Here is a 17,230-nt window from a genome sequence, read left to right as displayed (position 1 = left end):
ATCTTTAAGGCCATTATCTATTACCCTGGTAAATCGTTCAAGTATTCTGCCCGGCCTGCGCCTGCTGTTCCGCCTGCTGTTTTGCCAGCGTACGGGCAAGAATAGAGGAATAGAGCGGCTTGCCGCCAAGAAACTGCGCCAGCAGCGTAGCGCCAAGGCAGGTAATGATCATTGGCAGAATGAGCTGGTAATTATCGGTCATCTCCAACACCAGCACGATGCCGGTCAGCGGCGCCCGCACGGAGGCGGCGAACAACGCGCCCATGCCGGCGATGGCGAACGTCCCCGCCTCCAGATGATACGCCGGGAACCAGGCCGCGCAGGCCATGCCGAACGCGGTGCCAAGCAGCGTGCCGAGCGCCAGCATCGGGGCGAAAATCCCGCCTGGCGCGCCGGAAGAGAAACAGAGCAGCGTGGTTATCACCCGGGCGATAAAGATAAACAGCAGCATGCCCACGCTAAAGTTACCCGCCGCGGCGATGGGGATAAGGTTAAAGCCGCCGCCCGCCGCCGCAGGCTCAATCAGCGCCAGCACGCCGCACAAGCCGCCAAGCGCGCCGCCCACCAGCACCCACTTCGTTATATTGCCGCCGTGAATACGTTGAAACATATCCTGGGCGCGAAAAATCAGATGGTTGAAAAGCGGGCCTACCGCGCCAAAAATAATGCCGAGCATCAGGTAGAGCCAGAGTGTATTGACCGGCGCGTTAGTCAGCCTGCCGACTTCAATCACTGCGCCTTCGCCATTAAAGAGGCGAAAAACGATGCTCGACATAATGACGCCGGTAAAGACCGCCTTGATGGAGATAAGGTTGTAGCGAAACTGCGGGCGCATCTCCTCAATGATAAACAGGATGCCTGCCAGTGGCGCGTTGAAAGCGGCCGAAAGCCCCGCCGCCGCGCCGGTGGCAAGCAGCGTATGGCGCGCCTCCGCGCCGCGCTGGCGAAACAGGTCCAGCACCATGCGGCCGATATTGCCGCCAATCTGCACCGTCGGCCCCTCGCGGCCCAGCACCATGCCCGCGCCGAGCGTCCCCATGCCGCCGATAAACTTCACCGGCAATACCCGCCACCAGCGCACCGGGCGCAGCTCTTCCAGCGCCCCTTCAATTTCAGGAATGCCGGAGCCGCCCGCCTCCGGCGCGAAGCGGCGCACCAGCCAGTACCCCACCATCGCCAGCAGCGCGGAGGCGATAAACGCCAGCGGCCAGACCAGCCAGGCGCGGTCGGCGACCTGCGCCAGCATGCCGATGCGGTTTTGCTGCACCCAGCCGACGGCCCGTTCAAACGCCACACCCGCCAGCCCCGCAAGCGTACCCACTACGGCCGCCATCAGCAAAATGGCCAGCGGCGTTTTATCGCGGCGGATCAGGTGGCGAATCATCATCATGCGGCGTAAGCGGAGCCGCTGTTGTGCTCTGAAAGGGGAAGCGTGTGGTTTCATGCCGTCATCATTTGTGGGTAAAACAGAATGGAGCGCTATTTTACCCGCCGTCCGTCGCCGCGTCGCATGAAAAATCCCCTGCTATTCGAGCACTTCAATCGGGCAAAACTTTCATAACCTTTATCGGATGCCTTAGAATAGCCCGTTACCCTTTTTCCCGAATCAGGAGCCGATTCATGAGTAAGTCTGAAAACCTCTACGCCGCCGCCCGCGAACTTATCCCCGGCGGCGTTAACTCGCCGGTGCGCGCCTTTACCGGCGTGGGCGGCGTCCCGCTGTTTATCGAGCGTGCGGACGGGGCTTATCTGTATGACGCCGACGGTAAAGCCTATATCGATTACGTGGGCTCCTGGGGTCCGATGGTGTTGGGCCATAACCACCCCGCCATCCGCAACGCGGTCATTGAAGCGGCGCAGCGCGGCCTGAGCTTTGGCGCGCCGACGGAAATGGAAGTGAAAATGGCGCAGCTCGTCACCGAACTGGTGCCGACAATGGACATGGTGCGCATGGTGAACTCCGGCACCGAGGCGACGATGAGCGCCATCCGCCTTGCGCGCGGCTATACCCGCCGCGACAAAATAATCAAATTTGAAGGCTGCTACCACGGCCACGCCGACCACCTGCTGGTAAAAGCCGGCTCCGGCGCGCTCACACTCGGTCAGCCTAATTCGCCGGGCGTGCCGGCGGATTTCGCGAAGCACACCCTGACCTGCACCTATAACGATCTCGCCTCTGTGCGCGAGGCATTCGAGCTCTATCCGCAAGACATCGCCTGCATCATCGTCGAGCCGGTCGCGGGCAACATGAACTGCATCCCGCCGCAGCCCGATTTCCTGCCGGGCCTGCGCGCGCTGTGCGATGAATTTGGCGCGCTGCTGATTATTGATGAAGTAATGACCGGTTTCCGCGTGGCGCTGGCGGGCGCTCAGGCCTACTACAACGTTGAGCCGGATCTCACCTGCCTTGGCAAAATCATCGGCGGCGGCATGCCGGTGGGGGCATTTGGCGGCCGCCGTGAAATCATGGAAGCGCTGGCGCCGACCGGGCCGGTTTACCAGGCGGGCACCCTCTCCGGCAACCCGATTGCGATGGCGGCGGGCTACGCTTGTCTTAGCGAAGTGGCGCAGCCTGGCGTGCATGAAACGCTGGACGATCTCACCACCCGCCTGGCCGAAGGGCTGCGCAAAGCGGCGAAAGAGGCGGGCATTCCGCTGGTGGTTAACCACGTCGGCGGCATGTTCGGCCTCTTCTTCACCGCGGCCGACAGCGTAACCTGCTATAAAGATGTGGTCGCCTGCGACGTGGAGCGCTTCAAGCGCTTCTTCCATCTGATGCTGGAGGAAGGCGTCTACTTCGCGCCCTCCGCGTTTGAAGCGGGCTTTATGTCCGTTGCCCACAGCGAAGAAGATATCAACAACACTGTCGACGCCGCCCGTCGCGTGTTTGCGAAGCTGTAATTTGTCTCGCGATAAAAAAAGGCGGGGACTTCCCCGCCTTTTTATTTGCCTTCACGCCCGCGCTTACCGGCTCTGCTTTCTCAACAGATAAACAAAGTAAGGCGCGCCGATAAAGGTCGCCAGCAGCCCCGCCGGGATCTGATAAGGGAAGATAACCATACGCCCGCACCAGTCGGCGAAGAGCATCAGCATGCCGCCCAGCAGCGCCGAGATAACCAACTGCGGCAGCGCCCGGCGAAAGCCCATCAGCCGGGTGATATGCGGTGCCATCAGGCCGACAAAGCTGAGCGGCCCGATAGTCAGCGTGGCCGCGGCGGTCAGCGCGGCGGCGAGCAGCAGCAGCGCAATGCGGGCAGGCGTCAGCGCCATGCCGACCGCGCGGGCGGTATCGCCGCCAAGCGGCAGGATAGTCAACCAGCGGCGGCAGAACGGCGTCACCGCCAGCAATACCGCCATTACGCCAAGCGTGCGCAGCGCATGCTGCGGGGTCACGCTGTAGGTCGAGCCAGAAAGCCAGGTGATAACCTGCGCCATACGCGGGTCGCCGCTTGCCTGCAGCATCACCAGCATCATGGTGAAGGCGGTACTCAGCGCCATCCCCGCCAGCAGCATGCGGTGCGGCGAGAAGCCTCCGCGCCCGGCGGCGATAAGGATAACGAGCAGCGTGCCTGCCGCCCCCAGGCTACCGGCGGGCAGCAGCCAGGCAAAAGCGTCCACGGGCACGAAAAAGAGCATCAGCACCACGCCGAAGGCGGCGCCCGCGCTGATACCGAGCACTTCGGGACTGGCCATCGGGTTGCCGGTCAAACGCTGAATAATACAGCCCGCCACCGCCAGCATGGCGCCGGCGCTGAGCGCCGCCAGCACCCGCGGCCAGCGCCACGGCATCATCTCATTGAGCAACGAACCGCTCGCCCACTGCCAGCCCTGCGCGTCGCGTCCCAGACAAAGCGCCGCCGCCAGCATCGCAAGCAGTACCACCAGACCCGCTATCGCCCAGCGCAGAAGATGCTGGCGCTCAGCGGGCACGCTGTCGCCTGCGCTCATGTCCGGCGCGCTCATGGTGCGAAGACGCGGCAGCAGCCAAAGCAGCAGCGGCGCGCCAATCAATGCCGTCACCATGCCGGTGGAGATCTCCATCCAGACGCGGGTCAGCCAGACGATGAACTGATCGGAAATCCACAGGATCAGCGCACCGATAAGCGGCGCCAGCAGCAGGCGCGCAAGCAGCCGTCTCGCGCCTAACATTTTGGCAAGCAAGGGCGCGAAAAGACCAATAAAGCCGATAATCCCCACCGCGTTCACCAGCAAGGCGCTGATGACTATTGCAAGCGTCAGCGCCGCCAGCCTCGCCAGCGAAAGCGCAAGCCCCAGGTTGCGCGCCACGCCGTCATCAAGACCCATCAGGGTTAACGGACGCAGCAGCAACAGCGTCAGCATCACGCCGCCCAGCAGCTGCGGCCACAGGCGATTAACGATGCTCCAGTCGGTCTGGTTAAGCGCGCCGCTGCTCCAGAGGAACATGCTCTGCAACTGCTCGTGATGAAAAATCACCAGCAGCTGATTTACCGCGCCGCAGTACAGGCTGACAACCAGGCCCGCAAGAATGAGCGTGACCGGCGAAAGGCGTTTGCCCCACGCTACACCGAACACCAGCAGGCCAACGAGACAGGCGCCTGTCAGCGCGGCGAATTGCATCGTGAAAACGCCGCCCGGCAGCGACCAGAGCGTAACGACAGTAATGCCAAGCTGTGCCCCGGTGGCGACGCCAAGCGTCGTCGGCTCCGCCAGCGGATTGCGCAGCACTTGCTGGAACAGCACGCCCACAAGCCCCAGCCCTGCCCCCACCAGTAGCGAAACCGCCAGGCGCGGCAGCGCGCTGTAGTGGAACAGCATCTGGTTGATGACGTTAACATCCGGCTGCCAGAGCGCCTGGCGCCATTCACCGCGCGGCAGTTGCGCGTTAAGGTTGAACCACGTCAGCGCAAGCGCGGCGATAAAGAGCGCGGCGAGCAAAAGCGTCGGGAAAAGCGCGTGGCGCGTTCTCATGCCCGGCCTCCCAGCGCGTTATCCAGCACGCGGCAAAAGCGCATGGTGGAGAGCGTCGCGCCATAAAACCAGACCGCCGGCACCCGCTGAAAACGTTGGTTGCGGATAAAGGGCATCGCCTGCCACAACGGCGTGGCGGCTATCTGCCCCATCAATGGGTCATCACCGTGTTCGAAGCAAAGCACATCGGCATCCTTGATAGCGGCAAGCTGCTCAATCCCTACGATCGCGCTGCCCCAGAAATTGGTCTCGCCCGTCCAGCCGTTGCGCACGCCCAGCACGTCCATCGCCTGCTGGAACAGGCTGTTTTGCCCAATCAGCAGCACGTGGCGGGCGTCTATCAGCGTCATCAGCACCACCGGCCTTTCGCCTCGCGCGGCGAAACGCGGCTTCATCTGCTGGAGAAAGTTATCAAACTGCGCCAGATGATCGCGGGCCGCCTGCTCGCGGTCGATACGGCTTGCCAGCTGCATCAGCGATTTGCGCGCCATCTCCAGCGGCGCTTTGCCGTCGGTAAAGGCGATGCCAAGGCCCGGCGCGATGCGCGACAGCTGCTCCTGCGAAGGACCATAGCCTGACGACCAGATAAGCAGCGTGGGTTTAATGGCGGTCAGCAGTTCCATATTCGGTTCGGTGCGCAGGCCGACATCAATAACGGAAGCGGGCAGTTTCGGGTCGTTAACCCACAGGTTGTAGTTCGGAATATCCGCGACGGCGTAAGGCGTAACGCCCAGCGCCAGCAGCTGTTCCACAGGCAGCCACTCCAGCGCCACGACGCGTTCGGTAACCGGTTCCGCCGCCCGGGCTTTTTGCATCTGCCAGAGCAGCGGCGAAAGCGCCATCGCCGTCAGCAACCGGCGGCGGCTGAAAGAGAAAGTGAAATCGCGCATCAGTAAACGAAGCTCACCGGCGCAAGGCCCGCCGGATGGGGCAGAATGCCCATCGGAATACCGTAGATCTGCGCCAGGTTTTCGCTGGTCATCAGCGCGTCGGGGCAGCCTTCGGCAATCATTTCGCCGCCGCGCAGCGCCACTAAGTGGTCGCAGTAGCGCGCCGCCATGTTGATATCATGCAGCACGGCGATCACCGTGAGCCCGCGCTGCTGGCTTAAGCGATGGATGAGCGCCAGCACCTCCACCTGGTGGGCGATATCGAGCGCCGAGGTCGGTTCGTCAAGCAGGAGACAGCGGCTGTTTTGCGCCACCAGCATCGCTATCCATGCCCGCTGCCGCTCGCCGCCGGAAAGACTATCCACCAGCCGGTGCGCCAGCGGCTTCAGGCCCACCAGCGTTATCGCCTCCTCCACCAGTTCGCGATCTTTCACGCCGAAGCGCCCAAGCGCGCCGTGCCACGGATAGCGGCCAATCGCCACCAGCTCGCGCACGGTCATCCCTTCTGCGGCGGGCAGTTGCTGCGGCAGATAAGCCACCTCGCGGGCAAACGCTTTGCTGCCCCAGTTTTCAAGCGGCTGGCCGCCCAGTGAAATCTCCCCTTCAGAAGGCGGCTGATGACGGCCAAGCATTTTTAACAGCGTGGATTTGCCGGAACCGTTATGGCCGATTAAGCCAGTAACCTTGCCAGCGGGAAACGTCAGGGAGAGCGGGTGAAGCAGCGTGCGGCCTGGCACACGAAAAGCGACTTGCTTGAGGGAAAAGGTGGTGTCGGGATACGTCTGTTTATCCTGCATAGTAGCCAACTTGTAAAAGGGCACGGCGAACCGTGCCCGAAAACGGATCAGAAGCGGAATGTCGCGGTAGCGGTGACCTGACGCTCCGCGCCCCAGAAGCAGCCGTAAGTCTGGAAGCAGCTGGCGACATATTCGCGGTCGAGCAGGTTATTCACGTTCACCGCAACGCTTGAGCCAGCAAGGCCGAAGCGCGCGAGGTCGTATTTCACCACAGCATCCATGACTGCGGCACTACCAACTTTAAAGGTGTTCGCCGGGTCGCCATAGCTGGAGCCGATAAAGCGGCCGCCGGTGCCGAGAGTCAGGCCGGAGAGCGGGCCGTCGTTAAAGGTGTAATCGCCCCACAGGGAAGCCATATGCTTCGGCACCTGCACCGGTGTATTGCCTTTGTAGTTGGTGTCGGTGGTGTATTCAGCGTCGGTATAGGTATAAGAAGCCAGTACGTTGATATTGGCGTTTACCGCCGCTTTCGCTTCCAGCTCTACGCCGCGAGAACGGATTTCGCCGCCCTGAACAGAGAAGAAAGAACCCGCCGGATCGCCCATCAGGTTATTGGTTTTCGTCAGCTGGTAGACCGCACCGGTAACCACAACCGGCATATCTTTCGGAACATATTTCACGCCAGCTTCGTACTGTTTACCTTTCGAAGGCGCAAAAATATCTCCGCCCGCACCTGTTGTTGAGGCAGGCTCAAACGACTCGCTATAGCTGAAGTAAGGCGATACGCCGTTATCGAACAGGTAGTTAATACCGCCGCGCCAGGTAAACTGGTTATCGTTACGGCTATCTTCCGTACCCGTTGAGCGGTTCAGAGATTTTTGTTCAGCCCAGTCGTAGCGGCCGCCCAGCGTTAGCACCCAGTTATTCCACTGCGCCTGATCCTGCGCATAAATACCGGTCTGTTTTTGCGTGTTTACAATGCTATAGGCCCCTGAAACAACGGGCTCTCTTGATCCAAAATCAAAATTATCATAGCTCGGGTTATAGACATCCAGAGCAGCGACAGAGCCTGCATAGCCAAACCAGGAGTCGATATCATTACGCATGCGCATAAAATCCACGCCGGTCAGCAAAACATGATCAACGTCGCCAGTGGCGAACGTGCTTTGCAATTGCGTATCCACGGAGAAGTTTTGCAGTTTTTCATTATCCGCAACGTACTGCCGCGTCAGGTAGTGCCCTCTTTCAGAGGCTGGAATGCCTGTACACGCCGCATTGGCTGAATTAATCGGATCAGAACACATGCCATAGCCATAGACGCTGTTCTGAGACGTTTTATTCTCTGCGAAGCGCAAATTCTGACGTACCGTGAAAGTATCATCAAAAGCATGGTCAAAACTGTAACCCACCATTTTCTGGTTACGGGAATAGGTATTGTTTTGCGCGCCTTCATTAAAGTCCGTGGATAAACGCTCACCGTTCGGCAGCGGATCGACTGTCCCCTCTTTTGGCAGCCAGCCGTAATACCCCGTATCCGGCTCGTTCTGGAAATAGGAGAGGAAAGTAAAATTGGTTTTATCGTCCGGGCGCCAGGAGAACGACGGCGCGATGGTGTAGCGCTGCTCCTCAGCCCTTTCCTGCTGCGCGTCTGCGGAACGCGCAAGACCGGTCAGACGATAAGAGAACTCACCGTTGTCATCCAGCGAATCGCTGAAGTCGAAGCCGGTCTGGTAAAGGTTATCCGTACCGACCTGGAACTGAATTTCGTGCAGCGGCTCGGTTGTCGGACGCTTGCTGACCATATTCACCAGCCCGCCAGGGTTGCTTTTGCCGTACAACACAGACGTTGGCCCACGCAGCAGCTCTACCCGCTCAAGGAAATAAGGGTCGATAACGGCGTCGTTATAGAAGTTGCCCTGAAGCTTCAGGCCATCAAGATAGTTGTTCTGGCTCTGCCCTTCTGCGGAGAACCCGCGAATGATCAAAAAGTCGTAGGTATTCGAAGCGCCACGGGTAGAAACGTTAACACCCGGCGTGTAACCCAGCGCCTCTTTCACCGACGCGGGCTGGCGAATGTCCATCTCTTCACTGGTTACCACCGAGATAGACTGCGGCGTCTTTTCAATCGGCGTGTCGGTTTTGGTGGCAGTCGCCGTGCGTTTGGCGGCGATGGTCGGCGCCGGACCCCAGGCGCTTTCCTGCGGCGCGGCGGCGCTAACGGTAATGGTATCTTCTTTTTTCGCCGTCTCGGCGGCGGTAGCGGTAACGGCGATGCTGCCGGTTGCCGCGGCAATCAGCACGGCAAGCTTGCGCAGCCGGGTATGAGTAGGCTGAAAGGTGTTGGAACGCGCCATTTTATTTTCTCTGAGTGAAAGTAACGAACGATAACGTAAACGAGAATTATTATTATGAACGCAAGATAATATGCGAAACGCCGTTTATATGGCAAGCGTCAGACGGCCCAGAGATGGCTAAAGGCAGCGTAATTAACCAGCGTAATAGCAGGGAGTTACGAGGTCGCTAAACAGCGGTTACCGGGTGGTAATAGAGAAGATAAAAAAACGCGGCGTAACAGGTTTCCCCATTACGCCGCGTTACCGTTGCGTTCATCGCGAAGCGAGGCGCGAACCGTTAATTACTGCCGAACATATCCTTAATCCAGCCCGCTACGCCGTCGCTCTTCTCCTGCTGCTGCGGCGCCTGCTGTTGCTGAGGCTGCTGCTGCGGCTGCGCCGGAGCAGACTGCTCAAACGGGTTTTCCGCCGGCGGCGGCGCGCTCTGCTGGCAAAGCGCATCCGGGTTGGTGGTCCACACCGGCAGCGTGCGGAAACCGCCGCCGCACTGGAAGTAGCCCATATCATCCACGCCCATCTCGACGATATCTTCCGGCGGCGTCAGCTCCAGCGGCACCGGCGACTGGTTGCTCAGATAGCGCTGGTAAATCGCCATCGCGCCGCTGGCCCCGTAGAGTTTAGTCGGCTGGTTGTTATCGCGACCCACCCAGGTTATTACCACTTCACGCCCGTCGATGCCGGCAAACCAGGTATCGACATTGTTGTTGGTGGTCCCCGTTTTCCCCGCCAGATGCAGTTTCGGGAACTTCGCGGCAAGGGCCCGGCCCGTACCGCGCTGCACCACTTGCTGCATCGTGTAGAGGGTCAGATAGGCCGCCTGCGGCGGCACGGCCTGCTCCGCCTGCGGGAAGCTCTGGAACAGCACCGAGCCATCTTCGGCGATCACCGAACGCAGCACGGAGAGCGAAGCGCGGTTACCGCCGCTGGCGATGGTCTGGAACGCCTGCGCCACTTCCACCGGCGTCAGGTTAAGCGCGCCAAGCAGCATCGCCGGAACCGGGTGCAGCTGCTCTTTCGGCACGCCAAGCTTCGTCCAGGTCTCGGTAACGGCTGGCAGCCCCAGCGCCATGCCAAGGTTAACCGTCGGCACGTTCATAGAGCGGGCAAGCGCATCCACCAGCATCACCTGGCCGCTGTAGCGATGGTCATCGTTCTGCGGCGACCAGACCTGGCCGTTCGGCTGACGCAGCGAAATCGGCGCGTCGGCAATCCAGGTATTCAGGCGATACTGGTTCGGCTGGCTTAACGCGGTCAGGTAAGTGGCCGGTTTCGCCAGCGAGCCGATGGAGCGGCGCGCCTGCATGGCGCGGTTGTAGCCCGCAAACTGCGGGTTCGCGCCGCCGACCATGGCGCGCACTTCGCCGGTCGTCTTGTCGACGACCACCATCGCGGTTTCCAGGTCTTTCAGCTTGCGCTGTTTAATCAGCGCCGGAATGCCTTCCGTCACCGCTTTTTCCGCGGCGTCCTGCGCAACCGAGTCAAAGGTAGTAAAGATCTTCACGCCGGAGAGATCTTTAACCTTGTCGCCCAGCTTGCTTTGCAGCTCCTGGCGCACCATCTGCATAAACGCGGGCTGCGGTGAGATCACCCCGCCGCGCGGCTGCACGCCCAGCGGCCGCGCGCTTAGCATGTCATACAGCTCCTGGTCTATTACTTGCTGCTCCTGCAGCAGACGCAGCACCAGGTTGCGGCGCTCCAGCGCAAGCTTCGGATTGCGCCATGGGTTGTAGAGCGAAGCCCCTTTCACCATGCCCACCAGCAGCGCCTGCTGGTCAAGGCTCAGCTCTTCCACCGGACGGCCAAAATAGTAAAGGCTCGCCAGCGGGAAGCCGCGGATCTGGTCGTCGCCGCTCTGGCCGAGGTAAACCTCGTTCAGATAAAGCTCCAGAATGCGGTCCTTGCTGTAGCGCGCGTCCATGATGAGCGCCATGTAGGCCTCGTTGGCTTTACGCCACAGGGTGCGCTTGTTGGTCAGGAAGAGGTTTTTCACCAGCTGCTGGGTCAGCGTACTGCCGCCCTGCACCGCCCGGCCCGCCGTCAGGTTCGCCAGCACGGCGCGACCGATAGAGTAGACGCTGATGCCGTCGTGCTCATAGAAGTGACGGTCCTCGGTGGCGATAAGCGTATCCACCAGCAAGTCCGGGAAGCCGGTGCGCGGCACAAACAGGCGCTGCTCGCCGTTCGGCGAAGAGAGCATGGTGATAAGCCGCGGGTCAAGACGGAAGAAGCCGAACTGACGGCCGCTGTCCATATTCTCGATAGACTCAAGGCGATCGCCGCTGAAGCTCAGGCGCGCGCGCACCTGTCCTTCTTTGCTGTCCGGGAAGTCGAACGGGCGACGAATCATCTCAATGCTGTTGGCCTGCACGGTAAACTCGCCAGGACGGGTCATTTTCGTCACCTGACGGTACTGCGTGGCCTCCAGCAGCTTGATCATCTCCTGCTTGCTGTAGAGCGAGTCCGGCTCAAGGTTGACCATGCGGCCATAGACAGCCGCCGGCAATTGCCAGACTTTGCCGTCGATGCGGCTGCGGATCTTCTGGTCGAGATAGACGCCGTAGGCGACCATCACCACCACGAGGATCAAAAACAGCTTTAGCAAAAACCAGAGCCAGCGGCGTTTTTTGGCAGGCTTGCGCCCTTTGCCGCCACCGCCGCCGTTGCCCCTGCCCTTCGCCGTTCTCGGCGCGGGTTCTTCATCTTCATACTCATCGTCATACTCCTCTTCCCTGAGCCGACGACGGCTAACTTTCTCTTTTACCGGACGCGCTGGTCTGCCCTTGCGTCCGATAGGTTCGCGGTCATTCCCCGCCATGCTTTTTCTCCGCAGATAATTCAGGCGCAAGGGCCTGATTCTTGTTTCTTCCGCACCCGCGCGAAAGAAGAAAGCTCTCAAATTAAAAGGCGAACGCTCCCGTTGCGTTACGAATACTTCTTCGTGCGGCGCGTGGGTTGCGCATTGGCCGGGTCATCCGGCCAGACGTGTTTCGGGTAGCGTCCCTTCATCTCTTTTTGCACTTCCCGGTAAGCGCCGCGCCAGAAGGCGGCCAGGTCGCGGGTTATCTGCAACGGCCGCTGGGCAGGCGAAAGCAGCTCCAGCGTCAGGGGTACCCGCCCCTGTGCAATGACCGGCGTTGCGGCTTCGCCAAACATCTCCTGCATCCGCACCGCCAGCGCTGGCGGGTTATCGGCGTCATAACGAATGGCTATACGGCTTCCGGTCGGCACAGTGTAATGAGTTGGCAATGCACTATCCAGCCGTTGACGTAATGACCACTCCAGCAGATGGTTAAGCGCCACCGTAAGGTTAAGGTTTTTTAGCGCCCGCAGCGAATGCACGCCGTTCATCTCCGGCAGCAGCCATTTCTCAAGCGAGGCCAGCAGCGCCTCGTCATCCACCGCAGGCCATGGATGCTCCGGCAGCCAGCGGGCGGCGCAGGCCAGACGCAAACGTAGCTGTTCTGCTTCCGGCGTCCAGTTAAGCACCGAAAGCCCTTTTTCGCGAATGCCGTTAAGCATCGCCTGGTGTAGCTCTTCTTCTGAGGGTTTCGACAGCGGCTGCGTCTTGACCACCAGTTGCCCAAGCCGCCAGCGGCGAAACGCCTTCAGCGTTCCCTGGGCTTCGTCCCACTCGACTGAATCGCTCTGCTGCAACAGGTGCGGATAGTCAGCGATAAGCGCGTCGAGGTCGAACGGCAGCGCCAGCAAAATACGCGCGTCCGGCGTGTTGCCGCCCTGCAACAACAGCGGCGCGATAAGCCACTCGTAGCGGGAGAGCGCATCGTCCTGATCGAGCATCGCCCCCATGCCGTTGGCGAGCTGATAACGGCCATCCAGCCCGCGGCGGCGGGCGATGCGATCGCTAAACGCCTGCGCCAGCAGCCCGGCGGCCAGAGAAATGTCGCCTCTACCGCCGGACGATTTTAATCGCTTAAGCAGCTGGTTGCCGCGCGCCTGCCAGTTGCTCTGGTTGCGGGCAAAGGCGCCGCGCAGATCGCTCTCCCTGCCGCGCGGCGGCTCTTCCAGCAGCGCGGCGAGACGGGCGGCGGTAGCCTGTTCGTCCGCATCGCCAGCGCCGACCAGCATTGCGGCCAGACGCGGGTCGTTGCCAAGCTGCGCCATCTGACGCCCGCGCGCCGTAAGCGCGTTGTTCTCCAGCGCACCCAGTTGGCTTAGCAGCGTCCGCGCCGCCTGAAGGTTAGCCGCAGGCGGCGTATCGAGCCAGCTAAGCTCGCTGATATCCCGACATCCCCACTGCAACAGCTCCAGCAGCAGGCCGCTGAGATCGCTTTGCAGGATCTCCGGTTCGCCCTGCGCCGCCGCGCGCTCCGCCTGCTCTTTGCCGATAAGATGCAGGCAGATGCCCTCTTCCAGACGCCCGGCGCGGCCTGCGCGCTGGGTCATGGAAGCCTGGCTTACCCGCTGCGTCACCAGCCGCGTTAAGCCGGTACGGGCATCGAAGCGCGCCACCCGCTCCTGGGCGCTGTCCACCACCAGACGAATGCCCTCAATGGTAAGACTGGTCTCGGCGATATTGGTCGCCAGCACCACTTTGCGAAAGCCCGGCGGCGCGGGCAGAATCGCTTTGCGCTGTTCGCTCAGCGGCAGCGCGCCGTAGAGCGGACAGAGGAGCACATCGGAGGCGACGCGTTCGGTCAGTTGCTCCTGCACGCGCTGGATCTCGCCCACGCCTGGCAAAAAGAGCAGCAGCGAGCCGCGCTCCTCCCGCAGCAGCCCGCTCACCGCCTGCGCCACCGCGTCGTCGAAGCGCTGGTGGGCGCTGAGCGCCTGGTAACGGCGCTCGACGGCAAACGCCCGCCCCTCGGACACGATCACCGGCGCCTGGGGGAGCAGCTGTTGCAGACGCGCGTTGTCCAGCGTCGCCGACATAATCAGCAGCCTGAGATCGTCGCGCAGCCCCTGCTGCACATCCAGCAGCAGCGCGAGCGCGAGGTCCGCCTGCAGGCTTCGCTCATGAAATTCATCAAGGATCACCAGCGAAACGCCATTAAGCTCCGGGTCGCGCTGGATAAGCCGGGTAAGAATGCCTTCCGTCACTACCTCAAGACGCGTATTCGGCCCAACGCACGTTTCAGCGCGCATGCGGTAGCCTACCGTTTCGCCGCACGCTTCGCCCAGCAGTTCGGCAAGCCGTTGCGCCACGTTGCGCGCCGCCAGCCTGCGCGGCTCCAGCAGCAGAATACGCCCGCTCAACCCGCCCTTTTGTAAAATTTGCAGCGGCAGCCAGGTCGATTTCCCGGCGCCGGTGGGGGCGATAAGCAGGGTCTGCGGGGCGTGTTGCAGGGCGGTGAGAAGTTCAGGCAGTACGGCGGCGACCGGCAATGACGACACAAAAGGCTCCAGCGGGTTAACATAATAAGGAGAGCATTGTAGCATCTCGCCTCTTCATTCACCGAGTCACGCTATGTCAGAGTCTAAACGCCTGTTTTTCGCGCTTGAAATACCCGGGGATATTCAGCAGCACATCGTGCGCTGGCGCGCCGAACAGTTTCCCGTTGAAGCGGGGCGCCCGGTAGCGGCGGCCAACCTGCACATTACGCTCGCTTTCCTGGGCGACGTGAGCGAGGAGAAGCAGCGGATACTCGCCGCCCAGGCGGGCCGCATCGCTCAGCCCGCTTTCCAGCTTCGCCTGGACGACGCCGGCCACTGGCCGCGCTCGCGGGTCGTCTGGCTTGGCCCGCGCCAGGCGCCGAGAGGGTTGCTGCAGTTGGCGAATCTGCTGCGCGCCCAGGCCGCACGCAGCGGCTGCGCGCAGTCGCCGCAGCCCTTTCATCCGCATGTCACATTACTGCGCAACGCTCAGCACCGGGTTGCGCTGCCGCCGCCAGGCTTTGGCTGGACGTTCCCTGTTGATGCTTTCGTGCTCTATGAGTCGCTGTTCGAACAGGGACGCACGCGTTACAAGCCAGTCGATCGCTGGTTGCTTAAATAAAGGAAGCGAAATGGAATTTACCCCTCCCCTGCAATCCGCCACGTTGATTAAGCGCTATAAGCGTTTTCTCGCCGATGTGATCACGCCGCAAGGCGAGACGCTGACGCTGCATTGCCCTAATACGGGCGCGATGACCGGCTGCGCCACGCCCGGCGACACCGTGTGGTACTCCACCTCGCCGAACCTGACGAGAAAATACCCGCATACCTGGGAATTAACCGAAACCCAAACCGGTTCGCTTATCTGCGTTAATACTTTACGGGCCAACGCGCTCGTGAAGGAGGCGCTGGTGGAAAACCGCCTGCCGGAACTGGCCGGTTATACCTCGATTCAGAGCGAAGTAAAGTATGGGGCGGAGCGCAGCCGCATCGACTTTATGTTGCAGGCGGATTACAGGGTTAACTGCTATATTGAGGTGAAATCCGTAACGCTATCGGAACAGGGATCGGGCTACTTTCCCGACGCGGTAACGGTACGGGGTCAGAAGCATTTACGGGAGCTGATGAGCGTGGCGGCCAGCGGCGAACGCGCCGTTTTGTTATTCGCGGTGCTGCACTCCGCTATCGGCCAGGTTGCTCCCGCTCGCCATATCGACCCCCGGTACGCCGGGCTTCTGGAAGAAGCGCTGCGCAGTGGGGTGGAAGTGATGGCGTGGAAAGCTTCGCTTTCGGCTACCGCGATGACGTTAACGTCGCCGTTAGCGGTCAACTTATAAACTTTTGATAAGAATTGTTGTTTAACCGTTCTGGTCGCGTATGCGAATACGCTTTTCCTCACAGGGTTGTCAAGTGTAACGTTTAGATAATTGCTATCCGGAAAAGCTTCTGCTATTTATAGCGGCCTGATTTTTCCCCCGACAAGGGGATCGATAGTGCGTGTTAAGGAGAAGCAACATGCAAGAAGGGCAAAACCGTAAAACATCGTCCCTGAGTATTCTCGCCATCGCTGGGGTGGAGCCGTATCAAGAGAAACCGGGCGAAGAGTATATGAACGAAGCCCAGCTGGCGCACTTCAAGCGAATTCTTGAAGCGTGGCGTAATCAACTCAGGGATGAAGTCGATCGCACCGTTACGCACATGCAGGACGAAGCTGCCAACTTCCCTGATCCGGTGGACAGAGCCGCTCAGGAAGAGGAATTCAGCCTCGAACTGCGCAACCGTGACCGCGAACGCAAGCTGATCAAAAAGATCGAAAAAACCCTGAAAAAAGTAGAAGACGAAGATTTCGGCTACTGCGAATCCTGCGGTGTGGAAATCGGTATTCGTCGCCTGGAAGCGCGTCCGACAGCCGATCTGTGCATCGACTGCAAAACGCTGGCGGAAATCCGCGAAAAACAGATGGCTGGCTAACGGCTTACGGTTATCTGACCTTATCACTGGCGGGAGCTTCTCCCGCCTTGTTTTTTTCTGTCTTATGTAAACCATGTCCTCGCAACCCTATATTGGCCGTTTCGCCCCCTCGCCTTCCGGCGAACTGCACTTCGGCTCGCTTATCGCCGCGCTTGGCAGCTATCTTCAGGCCCGCTCACAGCAGGGTCGCTGGCTGGTGCGCATCGAAGATATCGATCCGCCGCGGGAAGTGCCTGGCGCCGCCGGGACAATTTTACGCCAGCTGGAGCATTACGGCCTGCACTGGGATGGCGAAGTGCTGTACCAGTCCGCCCGCCATGAAGCCTACCGCGAAGCGCTCGCCTTCCTGCGCGAACAGGGTCTGAGCTACTACTGCACCTGTCCCCGCAGCCGCATACAGCAAATCGGCGGGATTTATGACGGCCACTGCCGAAACCTGCATCACGGCCCGGAAAACGCCGCCACGCGCCTTGTTCAGCAGCATCCGGTGCTGGCGTTTGACGACCGTCTGCGAGGGCATATTGTCGCCAACGAAGCGCTGGCGCGTGAGGATTTTATCATCCACCGCCGCGACGGCCTTTTTGCTTATAACCTGGCGGTCGTGGTGGACGATCATTTCCAGGGCGTGACGGAAATCGTGCGCGGCGCGGACTTAATCGAACCCACGGTGCGGCAAATTTCGCTTTACCGGCAGTTTGGCTGGCCTGTTCTGGACTACGTGCATCTGCCGCTGGCGCTTAACGCGCAGGGCAATAAGCTGTCGAAGCAGAACCATGCGCCAGCCCTGAGCCACGACGACCCGCGCCCGGTATTGCTGGCGGCGTTAAGCTTCTTAAACCAGCCGGTCACGCAAGCCATGCGGGAGCTGAGTCTCGCCGCTTTGCTTAACGAAGCGGTGCGAAACTGGGCGTTGTCAAGGGTGCCTGCGGCAGCTGCGGTGAATCCGGCATTCTCAAACGCGCCGCACTGAGCTATATTAGCCGCTGTTTTTTGTCCA

General features: G+C 60.7%; 12 protein-coding genes. 5 read left to right on the top strand and 7 right to left on the bottom strand.

What is annotated here, in order from left to right:
- Nucleotides 1-37: 37 nt before the first annotated feature.
- On the bottom strand, nt 38-1,444 hold the full coding sequence (gene clcA / locus ACU4F7_RS03980) for a H(+)/Cl(-) exchange transporter ClcA (RefSeq protein ID WP_029591163.1): 1,407 nt from the start codon (nt 1,442-1,444) through the stop codon (nt 38-40).
- Nucleotides 1,445-1,620: 176 nt separating this feature from the next.
- Between clcA and hemL the strand changes: the two genes are divergently transcribed.
- Entirely contained in the window at nt 1,621-2,901 is a 1,281-nt protein-coding gene (gene hemL / locus ACU4F7_RS03975) for a glutamate-1-semialdehyde 2,1-aminomutase (RefSeq protein ID WP_481638077.1), read from the top strand.
- 63 nt (nt 2,902-2,964) lie between these two features.
- Here the strand turns inward: hemL and fhuB are convergent, their stop codons facing one another.
- The 6 genes from fhuB to hrpB all read right to left on the bottom strand — a co-directional run bounded on the left by fhuB (nt 2,965) and on the right by hrpB (nt 14,283).
- Nucleotides 2,965-4,950, bottom strand: a complete 1,986-nt coding sequence (fhuB, locus tag ACU4F7_RS03970) for a Fe(3+)-hydroxamate ABC transporter permease FhuB (RefSeq protein WP_481638076.1) — start codon at nt 4,948-4,950, stop codon at nt 2,965-2,967.
- Nucleotides 4,947-5,840, bottom strand: a complete 894-nt coding sequence (gene fhuD, locus ACU4F7_RS03965) for a Fe(3+)-hydroxamate ABC transporter substrate-binding protein FhuD (RefSeq protein WP_481638075.1) — start codon at nt 5,838-5,840, stop codon at nt 4,947-4,949. Before fhuD ends, fhuB begins: the two co-directional genes overlap by 4 nt.
- A complete protein-coding gene (fhuC, locus tag ACU4F7_RS03960) occupies nt 5,840-6,637 on the bottom strand; it encodes a Fe3+-hydroxamate ABC transporter ATP-binding protein FhuC (RefSeq protein ID WP_029591167.1) in 798 nt (265 codons plus the stop codon). The genes fhuD and fhuC overlap by 1 nt, the downstream gene beginning before the upstream one ends.
- Nucleotides 6,638-6,684: 47 nt before the next feature.
- Nucleotides 6,685-8,931, bottom strand: a complete 2,247-nt coding sequence (fhuA, locus tag ACU4F7_RS03955) for a ferrichrome porin FhuA (RefSeq protein ID WP_481638074.1) — start codon at nt 8,929-8,931, stop codon at nt 6,685-6,687.
- A 277-nt stretch (nt 8,932-9,208) separates the two neighbouring features.
- The gene (gene mrcB, locus ACU4F7_RS03950; RefSeq protein ID WP_029591169.1) at nt 9,209-11,746 is read right to left on the bottom strand and encodes a bifunctional glycosyl transferase/transpeptidase; all 2,538 of its coding nucleotides are present in this window, start codon (nt 11,744-11,746) and stop codon (nt 9,209-9,211) included.
- A gap of 107 nt (nt 11,747-11,853) precedes the next feature.
- Nucleotides 11,854-14,283 (bottom strand): ATP-dependent helicase HrpB, encoded by a 2,430-nt coding sequence (gene hrpB, locus ACU4F7_RS03945; RefSeq protein ID WP_481638073.1) that lies wholly within the window; start codon nt 14,281-14,283, stop codon nt 11,854-11,856.
- A 73-nt stretch (nt 14,284-14,356) separates the two neighbouring features.
- Here hrpB and thpR point away from each other — a divergent pair, with 73 nt between their 5' ends.
- The 4 genes from thpR (at nt 14,357) to gluQRS (ending at nt 17,203) form a co-directional block, all read left to right on the top strand.
- A complete protein-coding gene (gene thpR, locus ACU4F7_RS03940) occupies nt 14,357-14,884 on the top strand; it encodes an RNA 2',3'-cyclic phosphodiesterase (RefSeq protein ID WP_024558146.1) in 528 nt (175 codons plus the stop codon).
- Nucleotides 14,885-14,894: 10 nt separating this feature from the next.
- Complete coding sequence (gene sfsA, locus ACU4F7_RS03935; RefSeq protein WP_029591172.1) at nt 14,895-15,599, top strand: DNA/RNA nuclease SfsA; 705 nt, start codon at nt 14,895-14,897, stop codon at nt 15,597-15,599.
- Nucleotides 15,600-15,777: 178 nt separating this feature from the next.
- Nucleotides 15,778-16,233, top strand: coding sequence for an RNA polymerase-binding protein DksA (gene dksA / locus ACU4F7_RS03930; RefSeq protein WP_007749299.1), 456 nt, complete (start codon nt 15,778-15,780; stop codon nt 16,231-16,233).
- Nucleotides 16,234-16,306: 73 nt separating this feature from the next.
- The gene (gluQRS, locus tag ACU4F7_RS03925) at nt 16,307-17,203 is read left to right on the top strand and encodes a tRNA glutamyl-Q(34) synthetase GluQRS (RefSeq protein WP_481638072.1); all 897 of its coding nucleotides are present in this window, start codon (nt 16,307-16,309) and stop codon (nt 17,201-17,203) included.
- The last annotated feature ends 27 nt before the right edge of the window (nt 17,204-17,230 follow it).

Source organism: Franconibacter pulveris (genome assembly GCF_056780215.1).
Note: the sequence above shows the minus strand (reverse complement) of the source record. Positions and strands in the feature narration are given on the sequence as shown.

What these genes read in the sequence shown, in the direction of transcription:
- clcA (WP_029591163.1), bottom strand. Translation starts at nt 1,444, where the DNA reads ATGAAACCACACGCTTCCCCTTTCAGAGCACAACAGCGGCTCCGCTTA.
- hemL (WP_481638077.1), top strand. Translation starts at nt 1,621, where the DNA reads ATGAGTAAGTCTGAAAACCTCTACGCCGCCGCCCGCGAACTTATCCCC.
- fhuB (WP_481638076.1), bottom strand. Translation starts at nt 4,950, where the DNA reads ATGAGAACGCGCCACGCGCTTTTCCCGACGCTTTTGCTCGCCGCGCTC.
- fhuD (WP_481638075.1), bottom strand. Translation starts at nt 5,840, where the DNA reads ATGCGCGATTTCACTTTCTCTTTCAGCCGCCGCCGGTTGCTGACGGCG.
- fhuC (WP_029591167.1), bottom strand. Translation starts at nt 6,637, where the DNA reads ATGCAGGATAAACAGACGTATCCCGACACCACCTTTTCCCTCAAGCAA.
- fhuA (WP_481638074.1), bottom strand. Translation starts at nt 8,931, where the DNA reads ATGGCGCGTTCCAACACCTTTCAGCCTACTCATACCCGGCTGCGCAAG.
- mrcB (WP_029591169.1), bottom strand. Translation starts at nt 11,746, where the DNA reads ATGGCGGGGAATGACCGCGAACCTATCGGACGCAAGGGCAGACCAGCG.
- thpR (WP_024558146.1), top strand. Translation starts at nt 14,357, where the DNA reads ATGTCAGAGTCTAAACGCCTGTTTTTCGCGCTTGAAATACCCGGGGAT.
- sfsA (WP_029591172.1), top strand. Translation starts at nt 14,895, where the DNA reads ATGGAATTTACCCCTCCCCTGCAATCCGCCACGTTGATTAAGCGCTAT.
- dksA (WP_007749299.1), top strand. Translation starts at nt 15,778, where the DNA reads ATGCAAGAAGGGCAAAACCGTAAAACATCGTCCCTGAGTATTCTCGCC.
- gluQRS (WP_481638072.1), top strand. Translation starts at nt 16,307, where the DNA reads ATGTCCTCGCAACCCTATATTGGCCGTTTCGCCCCCTCGCCTTCCGGC.